Here is a 14288-nt window from a genome sequence, read left to right as displayed (position 1 = left end):
TGTCCCGCGCATCGAGGGCCTTGGAACGTACCGACGGTGTCGGCGCGAACGTCCGTGACACCGGCTCTCGTTGCGCACGTCGATCACATCCAGAGGGAGGTGAGTCCGATGACCACACACGTGAACGTCCGGCGCCTGCTCGCCGGCGCGGCCGCGACGGGCCTGCTGGCCGGTGGGGCCGCGCTGGGCACGTCCGGCGTCGCCGCCGCGACCACGACGCCTTCGCCCGCGCCTTCGGGCACGTCGGCCGACCACCATGGTCACCACGACCGCTGCGAGTGGAAGAAGGGCCACTGGGAGAAGAAGTGGGTGCCGGGTCACTGGGTCAAGAAGTGGGTCCACCAGGACTCCTGGCACCACGGTCACCACGCGCACGGCTGGGTGCAGAAGTGGGTCTACGTCCCCGGTCACTGGGACAAGGTGTGGGTCAAGGGGCACTGGGACTGCCGGGAACACCGCCATTGAGGGATCCGGCGGCCGAAGCGCGGACCGGGTGCGGCGCGGCCGCGCCCGGTCCGCTCCGGGCGGTGTCCGGGCCGTCCGGTCCGCCGTCGGGGAGAGGCACCGGGCGCGGGAAACGTGGTGGAGCGTCGCCGCTCGCGTTGGTTAGGCTCGCGGGATGACCACACGAACTTTCCGTATCACCGTTCGCGGTGTCTTCGACGGGCTCGGCGCGGAACAGCGCGCGGAACTGCTGGCACGCGCGCCGGAGCACGATGTCCTGCGCGCCGCCTTCACCCCCGAGGGGCACCTCAGCTACGACCTGGCCGCCCGGCCCGCCTTCACCTTCCGCTTCCTGGACTCGGGAGAGGCCGAGGAGGACATCCTGGAGGCGGTCGAACGGGCCGAGGCCACCGCGACCGCCTGGCTCACCGAGCGCGGCTACGGCTTCAAGCGGCTCAAGTCCCAGGCCGAGGATCTCTCCCAGGCGCCTCTCGGCAAGCGACAGCGCCGGGCCGCGGCGCAGAACACCCCCTGATCCCTCGTGGCGAACCAGGATCTTCGTTGCCGATATGCTTGAGTAGTCAAGGAGGTGTCAATGAGTGAGGGGCTGGACGCGGCACTGCGTCTGATGAGGGCGCAGGCCGGCCTGGCGAAGCGGTTCGACGCGAGTCTCGGCGGACTGCACGGCGTGAGCCTGGCCGACTTCACGCTGCTGCTGCGGCTGTCCGAGGCTCCGGGCGACCGGATGCGCCGGGTGGACCTGGCGGAGGCGCTCGGCCTGACGGCGTCCGGTGTCACCCGGGGTCTCGTGCCCCTGGAGCGCATCGGGCTGGTCGGGCGGGACGCGGACGCCCGTGACGCGCGGGTGGCCTACGCGGCCCTGACGGAGACCGGCCGGGAGCGGCTGCGGGAGATGCTCGTCACCGCCGAACACGTGGCCGAGGAGGTCTTCGCCGAACCGGCGTGGACCGCGGAGGAGACGACCCGGCTCGCCGGCCTCCTCGGACGCCTCGGCGGCACCGGGGTCGGGCGGCGCGGGTCGGGCGGCTCCTGAGGCGGTCGGCCTCCGGCCGGTACGAGATCCCGCGCTTCCCGGCGTCGTCGCCTCGACCCGGTCCCGCGGCCCTCGCTGCCGTCGGTCGGGCCGCCCGTCCCGGATGGAGGGGCGCGGGCCGGTCCTGGACGTCGAGGTACGGGTCCGTCTCGGGCAGGCGCTTCGGTCCGGGCCCGCCTCGGACGGGCGGTTCGGTTTTTCAGCGGTCCGGGCGCGTCTCGGACGGTGGGGACGCGGGCCCGCCCTTGGACCGCCCGGCCCAAGACGGGCCTGGTCCCTTCCGTTCGAGCCTCACCCCCGACCACTCAGTCCGACTCAGGCTCGGACGGCTCCGTCCGAGCCGCGCCGCGGACAGCTTCGCCGGCTCGGGCGGAGTGGTCCGGGATCGCGTCGGACGGGCTGGTCGGGTGGGGCGGGCCGGGCCCGGCTTTGTCCGGAGGCGTGGCTCCTGCGGTGCTTCGCTCGGGTCCGGGGCCGGCGGGTCCTGAAGGCGGGCCGTCGGCCGGGTTCCGGCGGCGTGGCCCCCGTGGCCCTCGCCCGGGATCGGGCCGCCGGGATCGCTAGCATGCCCTGCCGGAGGCACTGCGCGCCGTCGACCCTGCCTTGCCTGTCCTGCCGGCTCGGCGCACGCTGGTGGCATGGGAGCTCGCGACGGGCCCACGCTCATCACCTCCGTCCAGCGAGCCTTCCGCCTGCTGGAGGCGGTGAGCGCGCACGAGACCGGCGCGCCCGCCAAACAGCTCGCCCGCGAGACCGAGCTCCCGCTGGCCACCGCCTACCACCTGCTGCGGACGCTCGTCCACGACGGATACATCCGCAAGCTCGACGACGGCGGGTTCATCCTGGGCGACAAGATGCAGACGCTGCAGAGCCAGGGCGTGGGGCAGACACGGCTCAGCCGCGTCCGCCCCACGCTCGCCGCCCTGCGCGACGAACTCGCCTCGGCCGCCTACCTCACCTTCTACGAGGAGGGCGAGATCAGGGTCGCCGAGATCGTCGACGGTCCCCGGGCGCCCCGGGTCGACCTCTGGGTCGGATTCGAGGACGCCGGGCACGCCACCGCGCTCGGCAAGTCGGTGCTGCGCGAACTCGACGAGGACGCGCGCAACGACTACCTCGCCCGGCACACCCTCGCCGACCTCACCCCGCGGACCATCACCAGCCGCCCCGAACTGCTCCGGCGCCTGGCCACGTCCCCGGTCGCCCCGGCGGTCACCGACCTGGAGGAGTACGCTCTCGGCACGGTCTGCGTCGCCGTACCCGTCTACAGCGGGGACACGCTCGGATCCCTCGGTGTCTCGCTCCCCGCCGAGCGGCTGCCCCGGCTCGCGGACGTCGTGACGAAGCTGATCCCGACCGCGAACCGCGTGACCAGGAGCCTCTCGTTCACTATCTGAAATCTCCGTTCTTGTGGATCACGTCTCGAACGTCTTTCCTAGACCAACCGGACATTTCAGGGACAAACCCAGGTGAGGACTGCGGACGCGTATGAGTCGGGCCCGAGAGCACGCCGGCGAGCACTGGCTGAAACGGACGTTCAGAAAACGAGGTGCCGGCTCCTGGACGGCGGCCCGCAAACGCGTCGCCCACCTCGCCTTCGGCACCTCGGTGCTGCCCTTACTGATCGTCGGCACCATCGTGCTCGCCGACCTGGCGGGCGGAGCCGGGATCTTCTGGCTGCCGCTGCTGGCCGCCGGGCCCGCGCTGGCGGCCACCACCAGCCGGCCGTACGGAGTCCTGTGCGTCGGCGTCCTGGCCTCGGTCCTGAGCGCGATGCTCGGCCTGCGGGACGGCGTTCCGGGCGGCGAGCTCGTGGCCGTCCTGTCCGCGCTGGCCTCCGTCACCCTGGCGAGCGTCCTGGCCAGCGCGCTGCGCTGGCGCCGCGAGCGCGTCCTCGCGGCCGTCCGCTCGGTCGCCGAGGCGGCGCAGCACGCGCTCCTCGCGCCCATTCCGTCGAACGTCGGCCCGTTCCAGGTGGCCGTCCGCTACAGCGCCGCCGCGGCCGAGGCCCGGATCGGCGGCGATCTCTACGCGCTGGTGCCCACGCCGTACGGCGTCAGGATGATCATCGGAGACGTCCGGGGCAAGGGGCTGCCGGCCGTCGGGACGGCCGCGCTCGTGCTCGGCGTCTTCCGTGAGGCCGCCTACGACGAACCGGATCTCCTCGACGTCGTCGCCCGGATCGAACGGAGTCTGGCGCGCAACCTGGAGTACGACGACTTCGTCACCGCCGTGGTCGCCGGCTATCCGGAGTCCGGCCGGCTGGAGGTCGTCAACTGCGGCCACGCTCCGCCGCTGCACGTCCACGCGTCCGGCAGCGTCGTGTCGGTCGACCCCGTCGATCCCGCCCCTCCGCTCGGGCTGCGGGCTCTGACGGGGGAGACCCCGAGTCTTCAGGTGCTGCCGCTGGCCGACGGCGACCAGCTCCTGCTGTACACCGACGGGGTCACCGAGGCCCGCGACCATGGCCGTGAGTTCTACGCCCTCGCCCAGGGCCTGGCCCGGAACGTGTCCGACGAACCGGCCTCCACGCTCGCCGCGCTCGACGCCGAGCTCCAGGCCCACGTGGGCGGGCGTCTGCACGACGACGCGGCGCTGCTGCTGCTCCGCAAGCCGCTCCCCGCGGAGCCGGCGGAGGTCGTCGCGGCGGGCGGTGTCCCCGGCCCCGCCGTGGCCGGAGCCGGTCCCGCGGCCGCCGTGGTGGGCTGCGCCAAGGGCTCGGAGTAGGCGGGCCGGGGAGAGCCGAGGGCCGGGGGCTCCGGGGTGCTCGTCCCCGGTGCGCCCCGGCGTGCGACGGGAGTACACGGGGCGAGGGACGCACTCCCGGCGCCTCCGCCGGTACGGGTCAGTGCCGGGCGAACTGGAGCCGGGTCGTCTGAACCACGTCGGGGCGCAGCGCGATGCCTTCGGCGGTCAGGCGCTCACCGTAGATGTCGGTGATCCTGACCGTGCCGCCGCAGCCGCCGCCGTCCTCGGCGAGGAAGTAGTTGTATTCGGTGCGCGGCAGAGACCGCCATCCGCCGGCGGTGCGCAGTTCGAGCCGGGCCACCGGGTTGCGGTGTCCGATCACCTGGACCGCGCACCAGTAGCGGCTGGACCCCGTCTTGTAGCGGAGCGCGACCGTACCGGAGGCGCCGGGGCTCAGCAGTTTCCAGGTGATCGGGATGCGGCCGGCCGACGGGGCCGCGAGCCGCGCGAACGCCTGGGCGCTGAGGTCGAGCTGCCCGGGAGCGCAGCCCGTCGGGCATTCGTTGGTGATCCGGACCGTCACGGTGGCGCCGTCCGCCGCGCGCACCAGCACGTACGCGCCGCACGCCGCGGACGTCTCGTAGTCGGTGTGATTCATCGCCGCGGTCAAGACGTCACTGCTCGGGCCGTACGAACAGGAGCCGTCCCCGTTCCCGGCGTCGTACGTCGTCGCCACCCCCCGGTAGTCGGTGCCCGGGCGGATCCGCCCCGCCAGGGAGGCGGTCCTCGCCGTGGTCCGCGGGGTGTCCGGGGCCGACGGGCGTGCCGACGTGGTGGACGGGCGGGCCGTCACCGCCGGGGAGGACGTGGGCCCCGGCGACCGGGTGGCCGCGGCGGACATCGATGCGGCCGGAGCCGCCCGGCCCGGGTCCTGGGTCCCCCGGGAACCGGCGGCCGCCGTGGCGCTGGTGCGCCCCGCGTCGGCCTGGTGGCCGCCCGGCCGGAACGCCACGACCAGACAGACCAGTGCCCCGGCCGCGACCAGCGCCGCCACGGCGATGCCCCGGGGCTTCGGTCCGAGTCCGCGCCGCCGTGCGGTTCGACTCGTTTCGTTCATCGGTATCCGTTCTCCACCCGCTCCGGACCGGGCGGGACACGCCGCATGTCTACTACGGACCGAGAGTCGACGGGGCCACGTCGAGAGAATGAGGGCGCTCGATGCCACGGGCGTGCGGCGGTTCCCGCGATGGGACAGAGTGAGGCCATGGGCCGCCTGTGGATGACGTGGTCGATCGACGGTGTCGGCTCGGCCGGTCAGAACGTCGCCGACGTGGAGGCGGCCTGTCGTGCGCTGGTCGGATCCGTGGAGCGGTCCCGGCGCGCCTTCGACACGCCGGAACCGTGGGAGGAACTCCGCGCGGCGGCGCTGCTCCTCCAGGACCGGATTCTGGGTTCGGGCCGTGAGACCCTCGACCAGGGACGGAAGTGGGCCTCCACCCTGAGCGGCCTGAGCATCCTGCTGATCCCCCGAGAGTGAGCCCGCCCGGCCGCGGGGCCGGCCGCCGAGGTCCACCCGGAACCGAGTGCCGGCGACCGGCCCCGCGGCCGGGAGCGTCAGGCGTCCGCCGCCACGGGCACCGCGTCGGTGCCCGGCCGGAAGGCGGGGTGGGCGCCGAGACGGCGTACGTAGTCCAGGAGCCGGGGACGTGTACCGAGGATCTCCGGGCCGCCCAGCCCGGTGAGCGCGACCCACGCGTCGACGTCCGCCGCCGTGAGGCTCTCGCCCAGGACGTAGGGACGCGCGGCGAGTTGGCAGTCCAGCAGGTCAAGGGCCGCCGCGAGCTCCGAGGGGCGGGCGGACGGGGTGACCTCACGCTCCAGCAGATCACGCAGGGCCTCGATGTCGGCGGTCAGCTCCGGAGGGCACAGCGTGGAAGGGCAGGTCGTGGTGTGGCCGGAGAGCAGTCCCGCGAGATCGCGGAGGATGTCGGGCGTGTGGTTGCTGACGATGCGTCCGCTCCAGCGGTCGCACAGCGCCGGTGCCGTCAGCGGCCCGTCGAAGTGATGCTCGGTGGCCTCGTAGGCGCGGCGCAGCGAGGCGAAGGCCTCGGGAGTGCGCGCGGGGTCCGTGAGGAGCGTGGTGGCGACCGAGTCCCGAAGCCCGAGCAGCCCGAGGGTGATGGCGATCCGCAGCGAGCGCGGACACCCTCGTGACAGATACAGCTCGTAGCGGTGCGGGGCCGGGTAGAAGCCGCCGGCCAGCCCCACACCGATGCGGCTGTCGACACGGTGGGGGAGGACGGACGGCGCCGCCGGCGGCTTGAAACGGAGGGCGGAGGGCAGCGAAATCTGCTCACAGGGACGGGAGTCGACGGAACTGGACGTGCGCGAAGCTGTCTCGGGCATGACTCTCCCTTGGGGGAAGAAGGAAGCCACCGCCGCTTTGTGGGCACCGGCGGCCGGAATGCGGATTGACCGCGCCTGTCGCACCGGTCCGGATCAACGGACCGGTCGCGGATCAGTAGGCGCTGGAGACACGCAACAGATCGATGTGAAGGCGCCTCGTCAAGCCGTTCCTTGGCATTCCACCGGTCCCGACCTCAGGGCTCGCGAGACGCGAGACCACGCTTGCCCCACCGCGCCGGCGGGACCCGGTCGTCACCCGGGGCACCCCGTCGCGGTGGAAGGGTTGCCTGTCAGCGGGCCGGGGCCGATGACCACTGGGGCGGAGGACCGCACCGTGGGCGCTGACAATCGTGACCGTCCCCGTCAGTCTCGGGGCGCTCTGTTGCGCCGTCAAGAAGGCCGCGAGCACGGTCTCATCTGGTGGTCACCCGCATTGACATTCTTTTCGGGGCGGGCCTAACGTGCGGCCCACGAAGGGATGCCCTCTTCGGCCGGAGTGGAAACGGTGACGGCGATGCACTCAGCTGACGGGACGGCCGCATGGCGGCGCCGCGGCCGCGAAGTGCTCTGCGCCGACCGCTCCGTGGACCTGCTGCGCGTCAACAGCGCACTGTGTACGGGCATGTGTCACCCCCTCAGCCGGGGCTGACGGTTCCTCCGCGTCTCTGACGACCGCCGCCCTCGCGGTACGTCCCTTCCTGCCCAGCCCCCGTTCCGCGTAGGCCGCGCACCGCCTCGTACCGAGCCTCTCCCGCTCGGCGCGGCGCCGCGCCCGCGTGGATCCGGGGTGTCCGCGTCCGCTGGAGCTCTCCATGAGTCAACTCCCCGGCAGCGCCGTGCCCTTGGGTACGGCGCCGCCCGCCGAGGCGATCCCCCGTACCGACGTCCCCGCCGCCCCCGCGCCTCCGGCGGCCCAGCGGGTGCTGCCCCTTCGGCACCCCGGCCGCTGGATCGTCACGGCCCTGGTGCTCGTCCTGGTCGCCCAGATCGCCCACGGCCTGGTGACCAACCCCTTCTACCAGTGGGACCGGTTCTCGTACTGGTTCCTGCGCCCGACCGTCCTCGACGGACTGCTGATCACCCTCGAAGTCACCCTCTTCAGCGCCGTCCTCGGCCTGCTCGGCGGCGTCCTGCTGGCTCTCGGCAGGCTCTCCCCGAGCCCGGTGCTGCGCGCGGTGAGCTGGGTCTACACCTGGCTGTTCCGTTCGGTGCCCCTCATCGTGGTCCTGCTGTTCCTCTACAACTTCAGTGCGCTGTACCGGACGCTGAGCGTAGGCGTCCCGTTCGGCCCGTCCTTCTTCACCTTCGACGAGTCCCGCCTGGCCACCGACATGGCCGTCGCCGTCGTGGGACTGAGTCTGAACGAGGCGGCGTACGCCTCCGAAGTGGTACGGGGCGGCCTTCTCTCCGTCGACCAGGGGCAGCACGAAGCCGCCGCCGCCCTGGGCCTGCCGCTGCGCTACCGGTTCACGCGGATCGTCCTCCCGCAGGCCCTGCGCTCCATCGTCCCCAACTACGTCAACCAGCTGATCGGTCTGGTCAAGGGCACCTCGCTGGTCTTCTACGTGTCCCTGCTTGACCTGTTCGGAACCGTGCAGAGCATGGGCAGCACCTACCCGGGCGACATCGTGCCCCTGCTCCTCGTCGCCACCGCCTGGTACCTGATCCTCACGAGCGTCGTCTCGGTCGTCCAGTTCTACGTCGAGCGGTACTACGCGCGGGGCGCCCTGCGCACCCTGCCGCCGACCCCGTTGCAGAAGGTACGAGGCGGTCTGCGCGAGGCGCGGGCCCGGGTCCGCAGGGAGACGGCGACATGACCGGCGTGACGAGCGGACCGCGGCCGGCGGCGGTCGAGGTGCACGACGTCCACAAGTGGTACGGCGACCAGCAGGTCCTGAACGGAGTCGAGTTGACCGTGCGGCCCGGCGAGGTCACGGTCGTCGTGGGTCCGTCCGGCTCCGGGAAGTCCACCCTCCTGCGCGTGATCAACCACCTGGAGAAGCCCGAACGCGGCCATGTGAGCCTGAACGGCGAGCTCATCGGCGTACGCAGGCACGGCGACCGGCTCAAGGAGCTGAGCGAAAGGGTCATCCTGGCCCAGCGCGGCCGCATCGGGTTCGTGTTCCAGAACTTCAACCTCTTCCCCCATCTGACCGTGCTCGACAACGTGGCCGCCGCCCCGGTGGCGACCGGCAGGCTGTCCCGGGCCGGGGCCCGAGAACTGGCCCGCGAACTGCTCGCACGCGTGGGCCTGGCCGACAGGACCGCCGCCTATCCACGGCAGTTGTCGGGCGGCCAGCAGCAGCGCGTGGCCATCGCGCGCGCCCTCGCCCTGCGCCCCGGGATCATCCTCTTCGACGAACCGACCTCCGCCCTCGACCCCGAACTCGTCGGCGAGGTCCTCGCCGTCATCAAGGACCTGGCCCACAGCGGCACCACGCTCGTCATCGTCACCCACGAGATCGGCTTCGCCCGTGAGATCGCCGACCGGGTGGTCTTCATGGACGGCGGACGGATCGTCGAGCAGGGACCGCCCGAGCAGGTGCTGGACCATCCGCGCGAAGCGCGCACCAGGGAGTTCCTGAGCAAGGTGCTCTGACCGCTCCCGCCTCTCCCGTCTTCCTCACGTACGACCGCAAAGGACAGCCATGCGCACCCCCGGCCCGAACAGCAGGACCCTCCGCGGCGTCGCCGCGACCGCCGCCGTCGCCTCCCTCGCCGTGTCGCTCGCCGCGTGCGGCGCGGACAGCGACGCGGCCACCCGGACACGGACCGACGCGGCCGGCACCGTGACCGTCGGCGCCCTGTCCAACGGGGCCGCCCAGGAGACCACGCTGAAGGTGTCCGAGGTGAAGTCGATCAGCGCCGAACTCCCCAAGTCGATAGCCGCGAAGGGCACGTTGGTGGTGGGCGTCGGCGCCCTGCCGGCCGGATCACCGCCGTTGAACTTCGTCGGCTCGGACCAGCGGACGCTCACCGGCAGCGAACCCGACCTCGGCCGGCTGGTCGCCGCGGTCCTCGGACTGAAGCCGGTGGTCAGGAACTCGACCTGGGAGAACCTGTTCGTCGGTGTCGACAGCGGCAAGGTCGACGTCGCCTTCTCCAACGTCACCGACACGGAGGAACGCAAGAGAAAGTACGAGTTCGCCTCCTACCGGGAGGACAACCTCGCCTTCGAGGTGCCGAAGAAGAGCACCTGGAACTTCGACGGCGACTACCGGAACCTGGCGGGCAGGACGATCGCGGTCGGCGCCGGCACCAACCAGGAGAAGATCCTCCTGGAGTGGAAGGCGAAGCTGGCCCAGGAGGGCAAGAAGCTCACCGTCAAGTACTACCAGGACAGCAACGCCACCGCCCTTGCCCTGAACAGCGGGAGGATCGACGCCTCCTTCGGCCCCAACCCGGCGGTCGCCTACCATGTCACCCAGAACGCCAAGTCCCCCGACCCGACCCGCAACGCGGGCCAGTTCTCGGGGGCCGGAGCGACGATCCAGGGGCTGATCGCGGCCACCGCCAAGAAGGACAGCGGGCTCGCCAAGCCCGTCGCCGACGCCATCAACCACCTGATCGAGAACGGGCAGTACGCCAAGTGGCTGGCCGCCTGGAACCTCTCGAACGAGGCGGTGAAGACCTCCGAGGTCAACCCGCCCGGCCTGCCGCTCGACAACTCCTGAACCATCGGCCGCACTTCGGACCACCGCGGGGCACCGGCACCCCGTACCGCCCCGGCCCGCCCGCGTGGGAGGCACCACCCCGGTCGACGGGGCGTCGCCCCCCACGCGGCCCGCGGTCCGCTCGCCGAGGCGCCCCCCCTCACGCGGCCGCGCCCCGCTCGCCGGGGCGGGCCTCCCCGTACGGTCGATCAGGAAGGCAACCCCGTGTCCTCGTCACCCTCTTCGCTGCACCTCGCCGTCGCCCTGGACGGCGCCGGCTGGCACCCGGCCGCCTGGCGCGAGCCCGTGGCCCGCCCCCACGAACTGCTGACCGCCGGCTACTGGACCGGCCTGGTCACCGAGGCCGAGCGCGGACTGCTCGACTTCGTGACCATCGAGGACGGACTCGGCCTCCAGTCCTCCTCGTCCACCGGACCCGACGGACGCACCGACCAGGTACGCGGCCGCCTCGACGCGGTCCTCATCGCGTCCCGGGTCGCGCCGGTGACCCGCCACATCGGCCTCGTGCCGACCGTCGTGGCCACCCACACCGAACCGTTCCACCTCTCCAAGGCGATCGCCACCCTCGACTACGTGAGCTCCGGCCGCGCGGGCCTGCGGGTGCAGGTCAGCGCACGCCCGAACGAGGCCGCGCACTTCGGACGGCGCACCTTCCCGCCGTTCCGGCTGGAGGAATACGACACGCCCGCGGCCCAGGAACTGGTGACCGAGCTCTTCGACGAGGCCGCCGACTACGTCGAGGTCGTCCGCAGGCTCTGGGACAGCTGGGAGGACGACGCCGAGATCCGCGACGCCGCAACCGGCCGCTTCATCGACCGCGACAAGCTCCACTACATCGACTTCGAGGGCGCCCACTTCCGCGTCAAGGGCCCCTCGATCACCCCCCGGCCTCCGCAGGGGCAGCCCGTCGTCAGCGCCCTGGCCCACGCCACCGTCCCCAACCGGCTGGTGGCCCGCGCCGCCGACGTCGGCTACGTCACCCCGCACGACGCGGAACAGGCGCGCGCCGCCGTCGAGGAGATCCGCGCCGAGCAGACGACGGCCGGGCGCGGGGACGAGACCGTGCACGTCTTCGGCGACCTCGTGGTCTTCCTGGACGACGACCGCCGGGCCGCCGAGGCCCGCCGCGAGCGACTGGACGCCCTCGCGGACCACCCGTACACCAGCGACGCCCGGATCTTCACCGGAACACCGGCGCAACTCGCCGACCTGTTGCAGGAGTTGAGCGAGGCGGGACTGTCCGGCTTCCGGCTGCGGCCCGGCGTCGCCGGACACGACCTGCCCGCGATCACCCGAGGCCTCGTGCCCGAGCTCCAGCGCCGGGGCGTGTTCCGGCGGGCCTACGGGGCCGGCACCCTGCGCGGACTGCTCGGACTCACCCGCCCCGCGAACCGCTACTCCACCACCGCCTGAGCCGGAAGGACCCCCGATCATGAGCAAGCCGCTCAAGCAGATCCACCTCGCGGCGCACTTCCCCGGCGTCAACAACACCACCGTGTGGAGCGACCCCGAGGCCGGCAGCCACATCGAGTTCAGCTCGTTCGCGCACTTCGCGCGGACCGCCGAGCGCGCCAAGTTCGACTTCCTGTTCCTCGCCGAGGGCCTGCGGCTGCGTGAACAGGGCGGAAAAATCTACGACTTGGACGTCGTGGGAAGGCCCGACACCTTCACCGTCCTCGCCGCGCTCGCCGCCGTCACCGATCGCCTCGGTCTGACCGGCACCATCAACTCCACGTTCAACGAGCCCTACGAGGTGGCCCGCCAGTTCGCCAGCCTCGACCACCTCTCCGCCGGGCGCGCCGCCTGGAACGTCGTCACCTCCTGGGACGCCTTCACCGGCGAGAACTTCCGCCGCGGCGGCTTCCTCCCGCAGGAGGAGCGCTACTCCCGGGCCAAGGAGTTCCTGAGCACGGCGAACGAACTCTTCGACTCCTGGCGGGGCGACGAGATCGTCGCCGACCAGGAGACCGGGACGTTCCTGAACGACGCCAAGGCCGGAGCCTTCGTCCACGAGGGCCGGCACTTCGACATCGAGGGCCGGTTCAACGTCCCGCGCTCCCCGCAGGGCCGTCCGGTGATCTTCCAGGCCGGTGACTCCGAGGAGGGCCGCGAGTTCGCCGCGTCGAGCGCCGACGCGATCTTCAGCCGCTACTCCACCCTCAAGGAGGGCCAGGCCTTCTACACGGATGTCAAGGCCCGCCTCGCCCGCCACGGCCGCCGCCCCGACCAGCTGCTGATCCTGCCCGCGGCGACCTTCGTGCTCGGGGACACCGACGCCGAGGCCGAGGACAACGCCAGGGAGGTGCGGCGCCTCCAGGTCAGCGGGGCCACCGCCATCAAGCACCTGGAGTTCGTGTGGAACCGCGACCTGTCCGCGTACGACCCGGACGGGCCGCTGCCCGACATCGACCCGGACCTCGGTGAACACACCGTCGCCCGGGGCCGCGCCCAGGTCCGGATGTACCGCGACCCGCTGGCCACCGCCCGCGAGTGGCGCGAGCGGGCGGCCGCCAACAACTGGTCCATCCGCGACCTCGTCATCGAGACGGGGAACCGGCAGGCCTTCGTGGGCAGTCCGGAGACGGTCGCCCGGACCATCGACGCGTTCGTCCAGGCCGACGCCTCCGACGGGTTCATCCTGGTCCCGCACATCACCCCGGGCGGGCTCGACGCCTTCGCCGACACCGTCGTACCGCTGCTCCAGGAACGAGGCGTCCACCGCACCGAGTACGAGGGCACCACCCTGCGCGACCACCTCGGCCTCGCCCATCCCGACGGCGAGGCGCTCGCCGACCGGGCGGCGTCGTGAAGTTCCTGGCGATCACCCTGATCGTGCACGCCCCCCATCCCGTCACGGGGATCCGGAAGTCCACGAACGAGCGCTTCCGCGAGGTGATCGACAACGCCCTGTTCGCCGAGGAACTGGGCTTCGACGGTTTCGGGGTGGGGGAGCGGCACGAGCGGCCGTTCATCTCGTCGTCGCCGCCCGTGGTCCTCAGCCACCTCGCCGCCCTCACCTCGCGGATCCGGCTGTTCACCGCGGTGACCACGCTGAGCCTGCTCGACCCGGTGCGCGCGTACGAGGACTACGCGACCCTCGACCATCTGTCCGGCGGACGCCTGGAGCTGATCGTCGGCAAGGGCAACGGCGCCGCGCAGCGGGACCTGTTCAGGGTCACCGCCGAGGACCAGTGGGACCGCAACGCCGAGAGCTACGAGGTGTTCCGCCGGATCTGGCGGCAGGACAAGGTCACCGCGGCGACTCGCTTCCGCCCGGAACTCCGGGACGCCGAGGTGTGGCCCCGCCCGCTCCAGCGGCCCGTCCGCGTCTGGCACGGCAGCGCCACCAGCAAGGAGTCGGTCGATCTGGCGGCCCGTCACGGCGACCCGCTCTTCTCCGCCAACGTCACCAACCCGATCGAGCCGTACGCCGAGTTGATCCGCCACTACCGCGAACGCTGGGAACACCACGGACACGATCCGGCCGCCATCGCGGTCGGCGCGGGAACCGCAGGCGTCCACGTGGCCCGGACCTCCCAGGAGGCCCTCGCCGCCTACCGGCCCGTCTTCGAGGGGAACCTGGCGTTCCAGAAGCGGCTCGGTCTCGCACCGGTGTTCACCACGCTGGAGGACTTCGTGGAGCGCAGCTCGGCGCTGATCGGCAGTCCCCAGCAGATCATCGACAAGGTGCACCGGTATCACGCCGAGTTCGGGCACAGCGTGCTGCATCTGCACGCGGACGCGGGTGGACTGACGGATTCTCAGCACCGTGACTCGCTGGAACTGTTCCAGTCGGCCGTGGCGCCCGTGCTGCGCCGCGAGATTCCCGATCCGCCGTTCCCCTGGGGGCCGGTCCTCGGGAAGGCCGAGCCCTTGCCCGAGCCCTGGTCCGAGCCCTCGTCCGGGTCTTGGCCCGAGCCGTCGTCCGGGCCGGGGTCCGAAGCCGTACCGGCATCTCCGGGGTCCCAAGCCATACCGGCACTCGGGCCCCTCCACACCACCACCGAGCGCTGAGGAGGCCT

15 protein-coding genes and 1 riboswitch are annotated in these 14288 nt (G+C 72.1%); of the genes, 13 read left to right on the top strand and 2 right to left on the bottom strand.

Annotated features, from left to right (window positions below; translation table 11 throughout):
• Nucleotides 1-108 precede the first annotated feature (108 nt).
• The 5 genes from ACFWI4_RS22350 to ACFWI4_RS22330 all read left to right on the top strand — a co-directional run bounded on the left by ACFWI4_RS22350 (nt 109) and on the right by ACFWI4_RS22330 (nt 4225).
• Nucleotides 109-465, top strand: coding sequence for a hypothetical protein (locus ACFWI4_RS22350; RefSeq protein WP_385404078.1), 357 nt, complete (start codon nt 109-111; stop codon nt 463-465).
• 154 nt (nt 466-619) lie between these two features.
• Nucleotides 620-979 (top strand): DUF6204 family protein, encoded by a 360-nt coding sequence (locus tag ACFWI4_RS22345; RefSeq protein WP_387198909.1) that lies wholly within the window; start codon nt 620-622, stop codon nt 977-979.
• A 60-nt stretch (nt 980-1039) separates the two neighbouring features.
• Nucleotides 1040-1498, top strand: coding sequence for a MarR family winged helix-turn-helix transcriptional regulator (locus ACFWI4_RS22340; RefSeq protein ID WP_387198906.1), 459 nt, complete (start codon nt 1040-1042; stop codon nt 1496-1498).
• A gap of 638 nt (nt 1499-2136) precedes the next feature.
• Complete coding sequence (locus tag ACFWI4_RS22335) at nt 2137-2895, top strand: IclR family transcriptional regulator (protein ID WP_387198903.1); 759 nt, start codon at nt 2137-2139, stop codon at nt 2893-2895.
• Nucleotides 2896-2986: 91 nt separating this feature from the next.
• Nucleotides 2987-4225 (top strand): PP2C family protein-serine/threonine phosphatase, encoded by a 1239-nt coding sequence (locus tag ACFWI4_RS22330; RefSeq protein WP_387198900.1) that lies wholly within the window; start codon nt 2987-2989, stop codon nt 4223-4225.
• A 118-nt stretch (nt 4226-4343) separates the two neighbouring features.
• Here the strand turns inward: ACFWI4_RS22330 and ACFWI4_RS22325 are convergent, their stop codons facing one another.
• Nucleotides 4344-5303, bottom strand: coding sequence for an expansin EXLX1 family cellulose-binding protein (locus tag ACFWI4_RS22325; RefSeq protein WP_387198898.1), 960 nt, complete (start codon nt 5301-5303; stop codon nt 4344-4346).
• Between the two features lie 129 nt (nt 5304-5432).
• Between ACFWI4_RS22325 and ACFWI4_RS22320 the strand changes: the two genes are divergently transcribed.
• The gene (locus ACFWI4_RS22320; RefSeq protein WP_387198895.1) at nt 5433-5723 is read left to right on the top strand and encodes a hypothetical protein; all 291 of its coding nucleotides are present in this window, start codon (nt 5433-5435) and stop codon (nt 5721-5723) included.
• 77 nt (nt 5724-5800) lie between these two features.
• Here ACFWI4_RS22320 and ACFWI4_RS22315 read toward each other — a convergent pair whose 3' ends face one another.
• On the bottom strand, nt 5801-6592 hold the full coding sequence (locus ACFWI4_RS22315) for a cell envelope biogenesis protein OmpA (protein ID WP_387198892.1): 792 nt from the start codon (nt 6590-6592) through the stop codon (nt 5801-5803).
• Between the two features lie 213 nt (nt 6593-6805).
• Nucleotides 6806-6948, bottom strand: a riboswitch (SAM riboswitch).
• Between the two features lie 158 nt (nt 6949-7106).
• Here ACFWI4_RS22315 and ACFWI4_RS22310 point away from each other — a divergent pair.
• The 7 genes from ACFWI4_RS22310 to ACFWI4_RS22280 all read left to right on the top strand — a co-directional run bounded on the left by ACFWI4_RS22310 (nt 7107) and on the right by ACFWI4_RS22280 (nt 14280).
• A complete protein-coding gene (locus ACFWI4_RS22310) occupies nt 7107-7241 on the top strand; it encodes a hypothetical protein (protein ID WP_387198889.1) in 135 nt (44 codons plus the stop codon).
• Nucleotides 7242-7404: 163 nt separating this feature from the next.
• Nucleotides 7405-8409 carry an amino acid ABC transporter permease gene (locus ACFWI4_RS22305; protein ID WP_387198886.1) on the top strand — a complete coding sequence of 335 codons (1005 nt, stop codon included), beginning with the start codon at nt 7405-7407 and terminating at the stop codon, nt 8407-8409.
• The gene (locus tag ACFWI4_RS22300; RefSeq protein WP_387198884.1) at nt 8406-9191 is read left to right on the top strand and encodes an amino acid ABC transporter ATP-binding protein; all 786 of its coding nucleotides are present in this window, start codon (nt 8406-8408) and stop codon (nt 9189-9191) included. The genes ACFWI4_RS22305 and ACFWI4_RS22300 overlap by 4 nt, the downstream gene beginning before the upstream one ends.
• Nucleotides 9192-9240: 49 nt before the next feature.
• Nucleotides 9241-10266, top strand: a complete 1026-nt coding sequence (locus tag ACFWI4_RS22295) for an ABC transporter substrate-binding protein (protein ID WP_387198882.1) — start codon at nt 9241-9243, stop codon at nt 10264-10266.
• Between the two features lie 204 nt (nt 10267-10470).
• Complete coding sequence (locus tag ACFWI4_RS22290) at nt 10471-11679, top strand: LLM class flavin-dependent oxidoreductase (RefSeq protein WP_387198879.1); 1209 nt, start codon at nt 10471-10473, stop codon at nt 11677-11679.
• A gap of 19 nt (nt 11680-11698) precedes the next feature.
• On the top strand, nt 11699-13075 hold the full coding sequence (locus tag ACFWI4_RS22285; RefSeq protein WP_387198876.1) for an NtaA/DmoA family FMN-dependent monooxygenase: 1377 nt from the start codon (nt 11699-11701) through the stop codon (nt 13073-13075).
• Complete coding sequence (locus tag ACFWI4_RS22280; RefSeq protein WP_387198873.1) at nt 13072-14280, top strand: LLM class flavin-dependent oxidoreductase; 1209 nt, start codon at nt 13072-13074, stop codon at nt 14278-14280. The genes ACFWI4_RS22285 and ACFWI4_RS22280 overlap by 4 nt, the downstream gene beginning before the upstream one ends.
• Nucleotides 14281-14288 lie beyond the last annotated feature (8 nt).

It is taken from the genome of Streptomyces sp. NPDC127038, from assembly GCF_042725875.1.
Classification (GTDB): domain Bacteria; phylum Actinomycetota; class Actinomycetes; order Streptomycetales; family Streptomycetaceae; genus Streptomyces.
The sequence above is the reverse complement of the archived record's forward strand: the minus strand, read 5'-3'. Positions and strand labels throughout refer to the sequence as shown.

What these genes read in the sequence shown, in the direction of transcription:
- ACFWI4_RS22310 (WP_387198889.1), top strand. Translation starts at nt 7,107, where the DNA reads ATGCACTCAGCTGACGGGACGGCCGCATGGCGGCGCCGCGGCCGCGAA.
- ACFWI4_RS22330 (WP_387198900.1), top strand. Translation starts at nt 2,987, where the DNA reads ATGAGTCGGGCCCGAGAGCACGCCGGCGAGCACTGGCTGAAACGGACG.
- ACFWI4_RS22315 (WP_387198892.1), bottom strand. Translation starts at nt 6,592, where the DNA reads ATGCCCGAGACAGCTTCGCGCACGTCCAGTTCCGTCGACTCCCGTCCC.
- ACFWI4_RS22325 (WP_387198898.1), bottom strand. Translation starts at nt 5,303, where the DNA reads ATGAACGAAACGAGTCGAACCGCACGGCGGCGCGGACTCGGACCGAAG.
- ACFWI4_RS22345 (WP_387198909.1), top strand. Translation starts at nt 620, where the DNA reads ATGACCACACGAACTTTCCGTATCACCGTTCGCGGTGTCTTCGACGGG.
- ACFWI4_RS22300 (WP_387198884.1), top strand. Translation starts at nt 8,406, where the DNA reads ATGACCGGCGTGACGAGCGGACCGCGGCCGGCGGCGGTCGAGGTGCAC.
- ACFWI4_RS22335 (WP_387198903.1), top strand. Translation starts at nt 2,137, where the DNA reads ATGGGAGCTCGCGACGGGCCCACGCTCATCACCTCCGTCCAGCGAGCC.
- ACFWI4_RS22295 (WP_387198882.1), top strand. Translation starts at nt 9,241, where the DNA reads ATGCGCACCCCCGGCCCGAACAGCAGGACCCTCCGCGGCGTCGCCGCG.
- ACFWI4_RS22285 (WP_387198876.1), top strand. Translation starts at nt 11,699, where the DNA reads ATGAGCAAGCCGCTCAAGCAGATCCACCTCGCGGCGCACTTCCCCGGC.
- ACFWI4_RS22305 (WP_387198886.1), top strand. Translation starts at nt 7,405, where the DNA reads ATGAGTCAACTCCCCGGCAGCGCCGTGCCCTTGGGTACGGCGCCGCCC.
- ACFWI4_RS22340 (WP_387198906.1), top strand. Translation starts at nt 1,040, where the DNA reads ATGAGTGAGGGGCTGGACGCGGCACTGCGTCTGATGAGGGCGCAGGCC.
- ACFWI4_RS22320 (WP_387198895.1), top strand. Translation starts at nt 5,433, where the DNA reads ATGGGACAGAGTGAGGCCATGGGCCGCCTGTGGATGACGTGGTCGATC.
- ACFWI4_RS22350 (WP_385404078.1), top strand. Translation starts at nt 109, where the DNA reads ATGACCACACACGTGAACGTCCGGCGCCTGCTCGCCGGCGCGGCCGCG.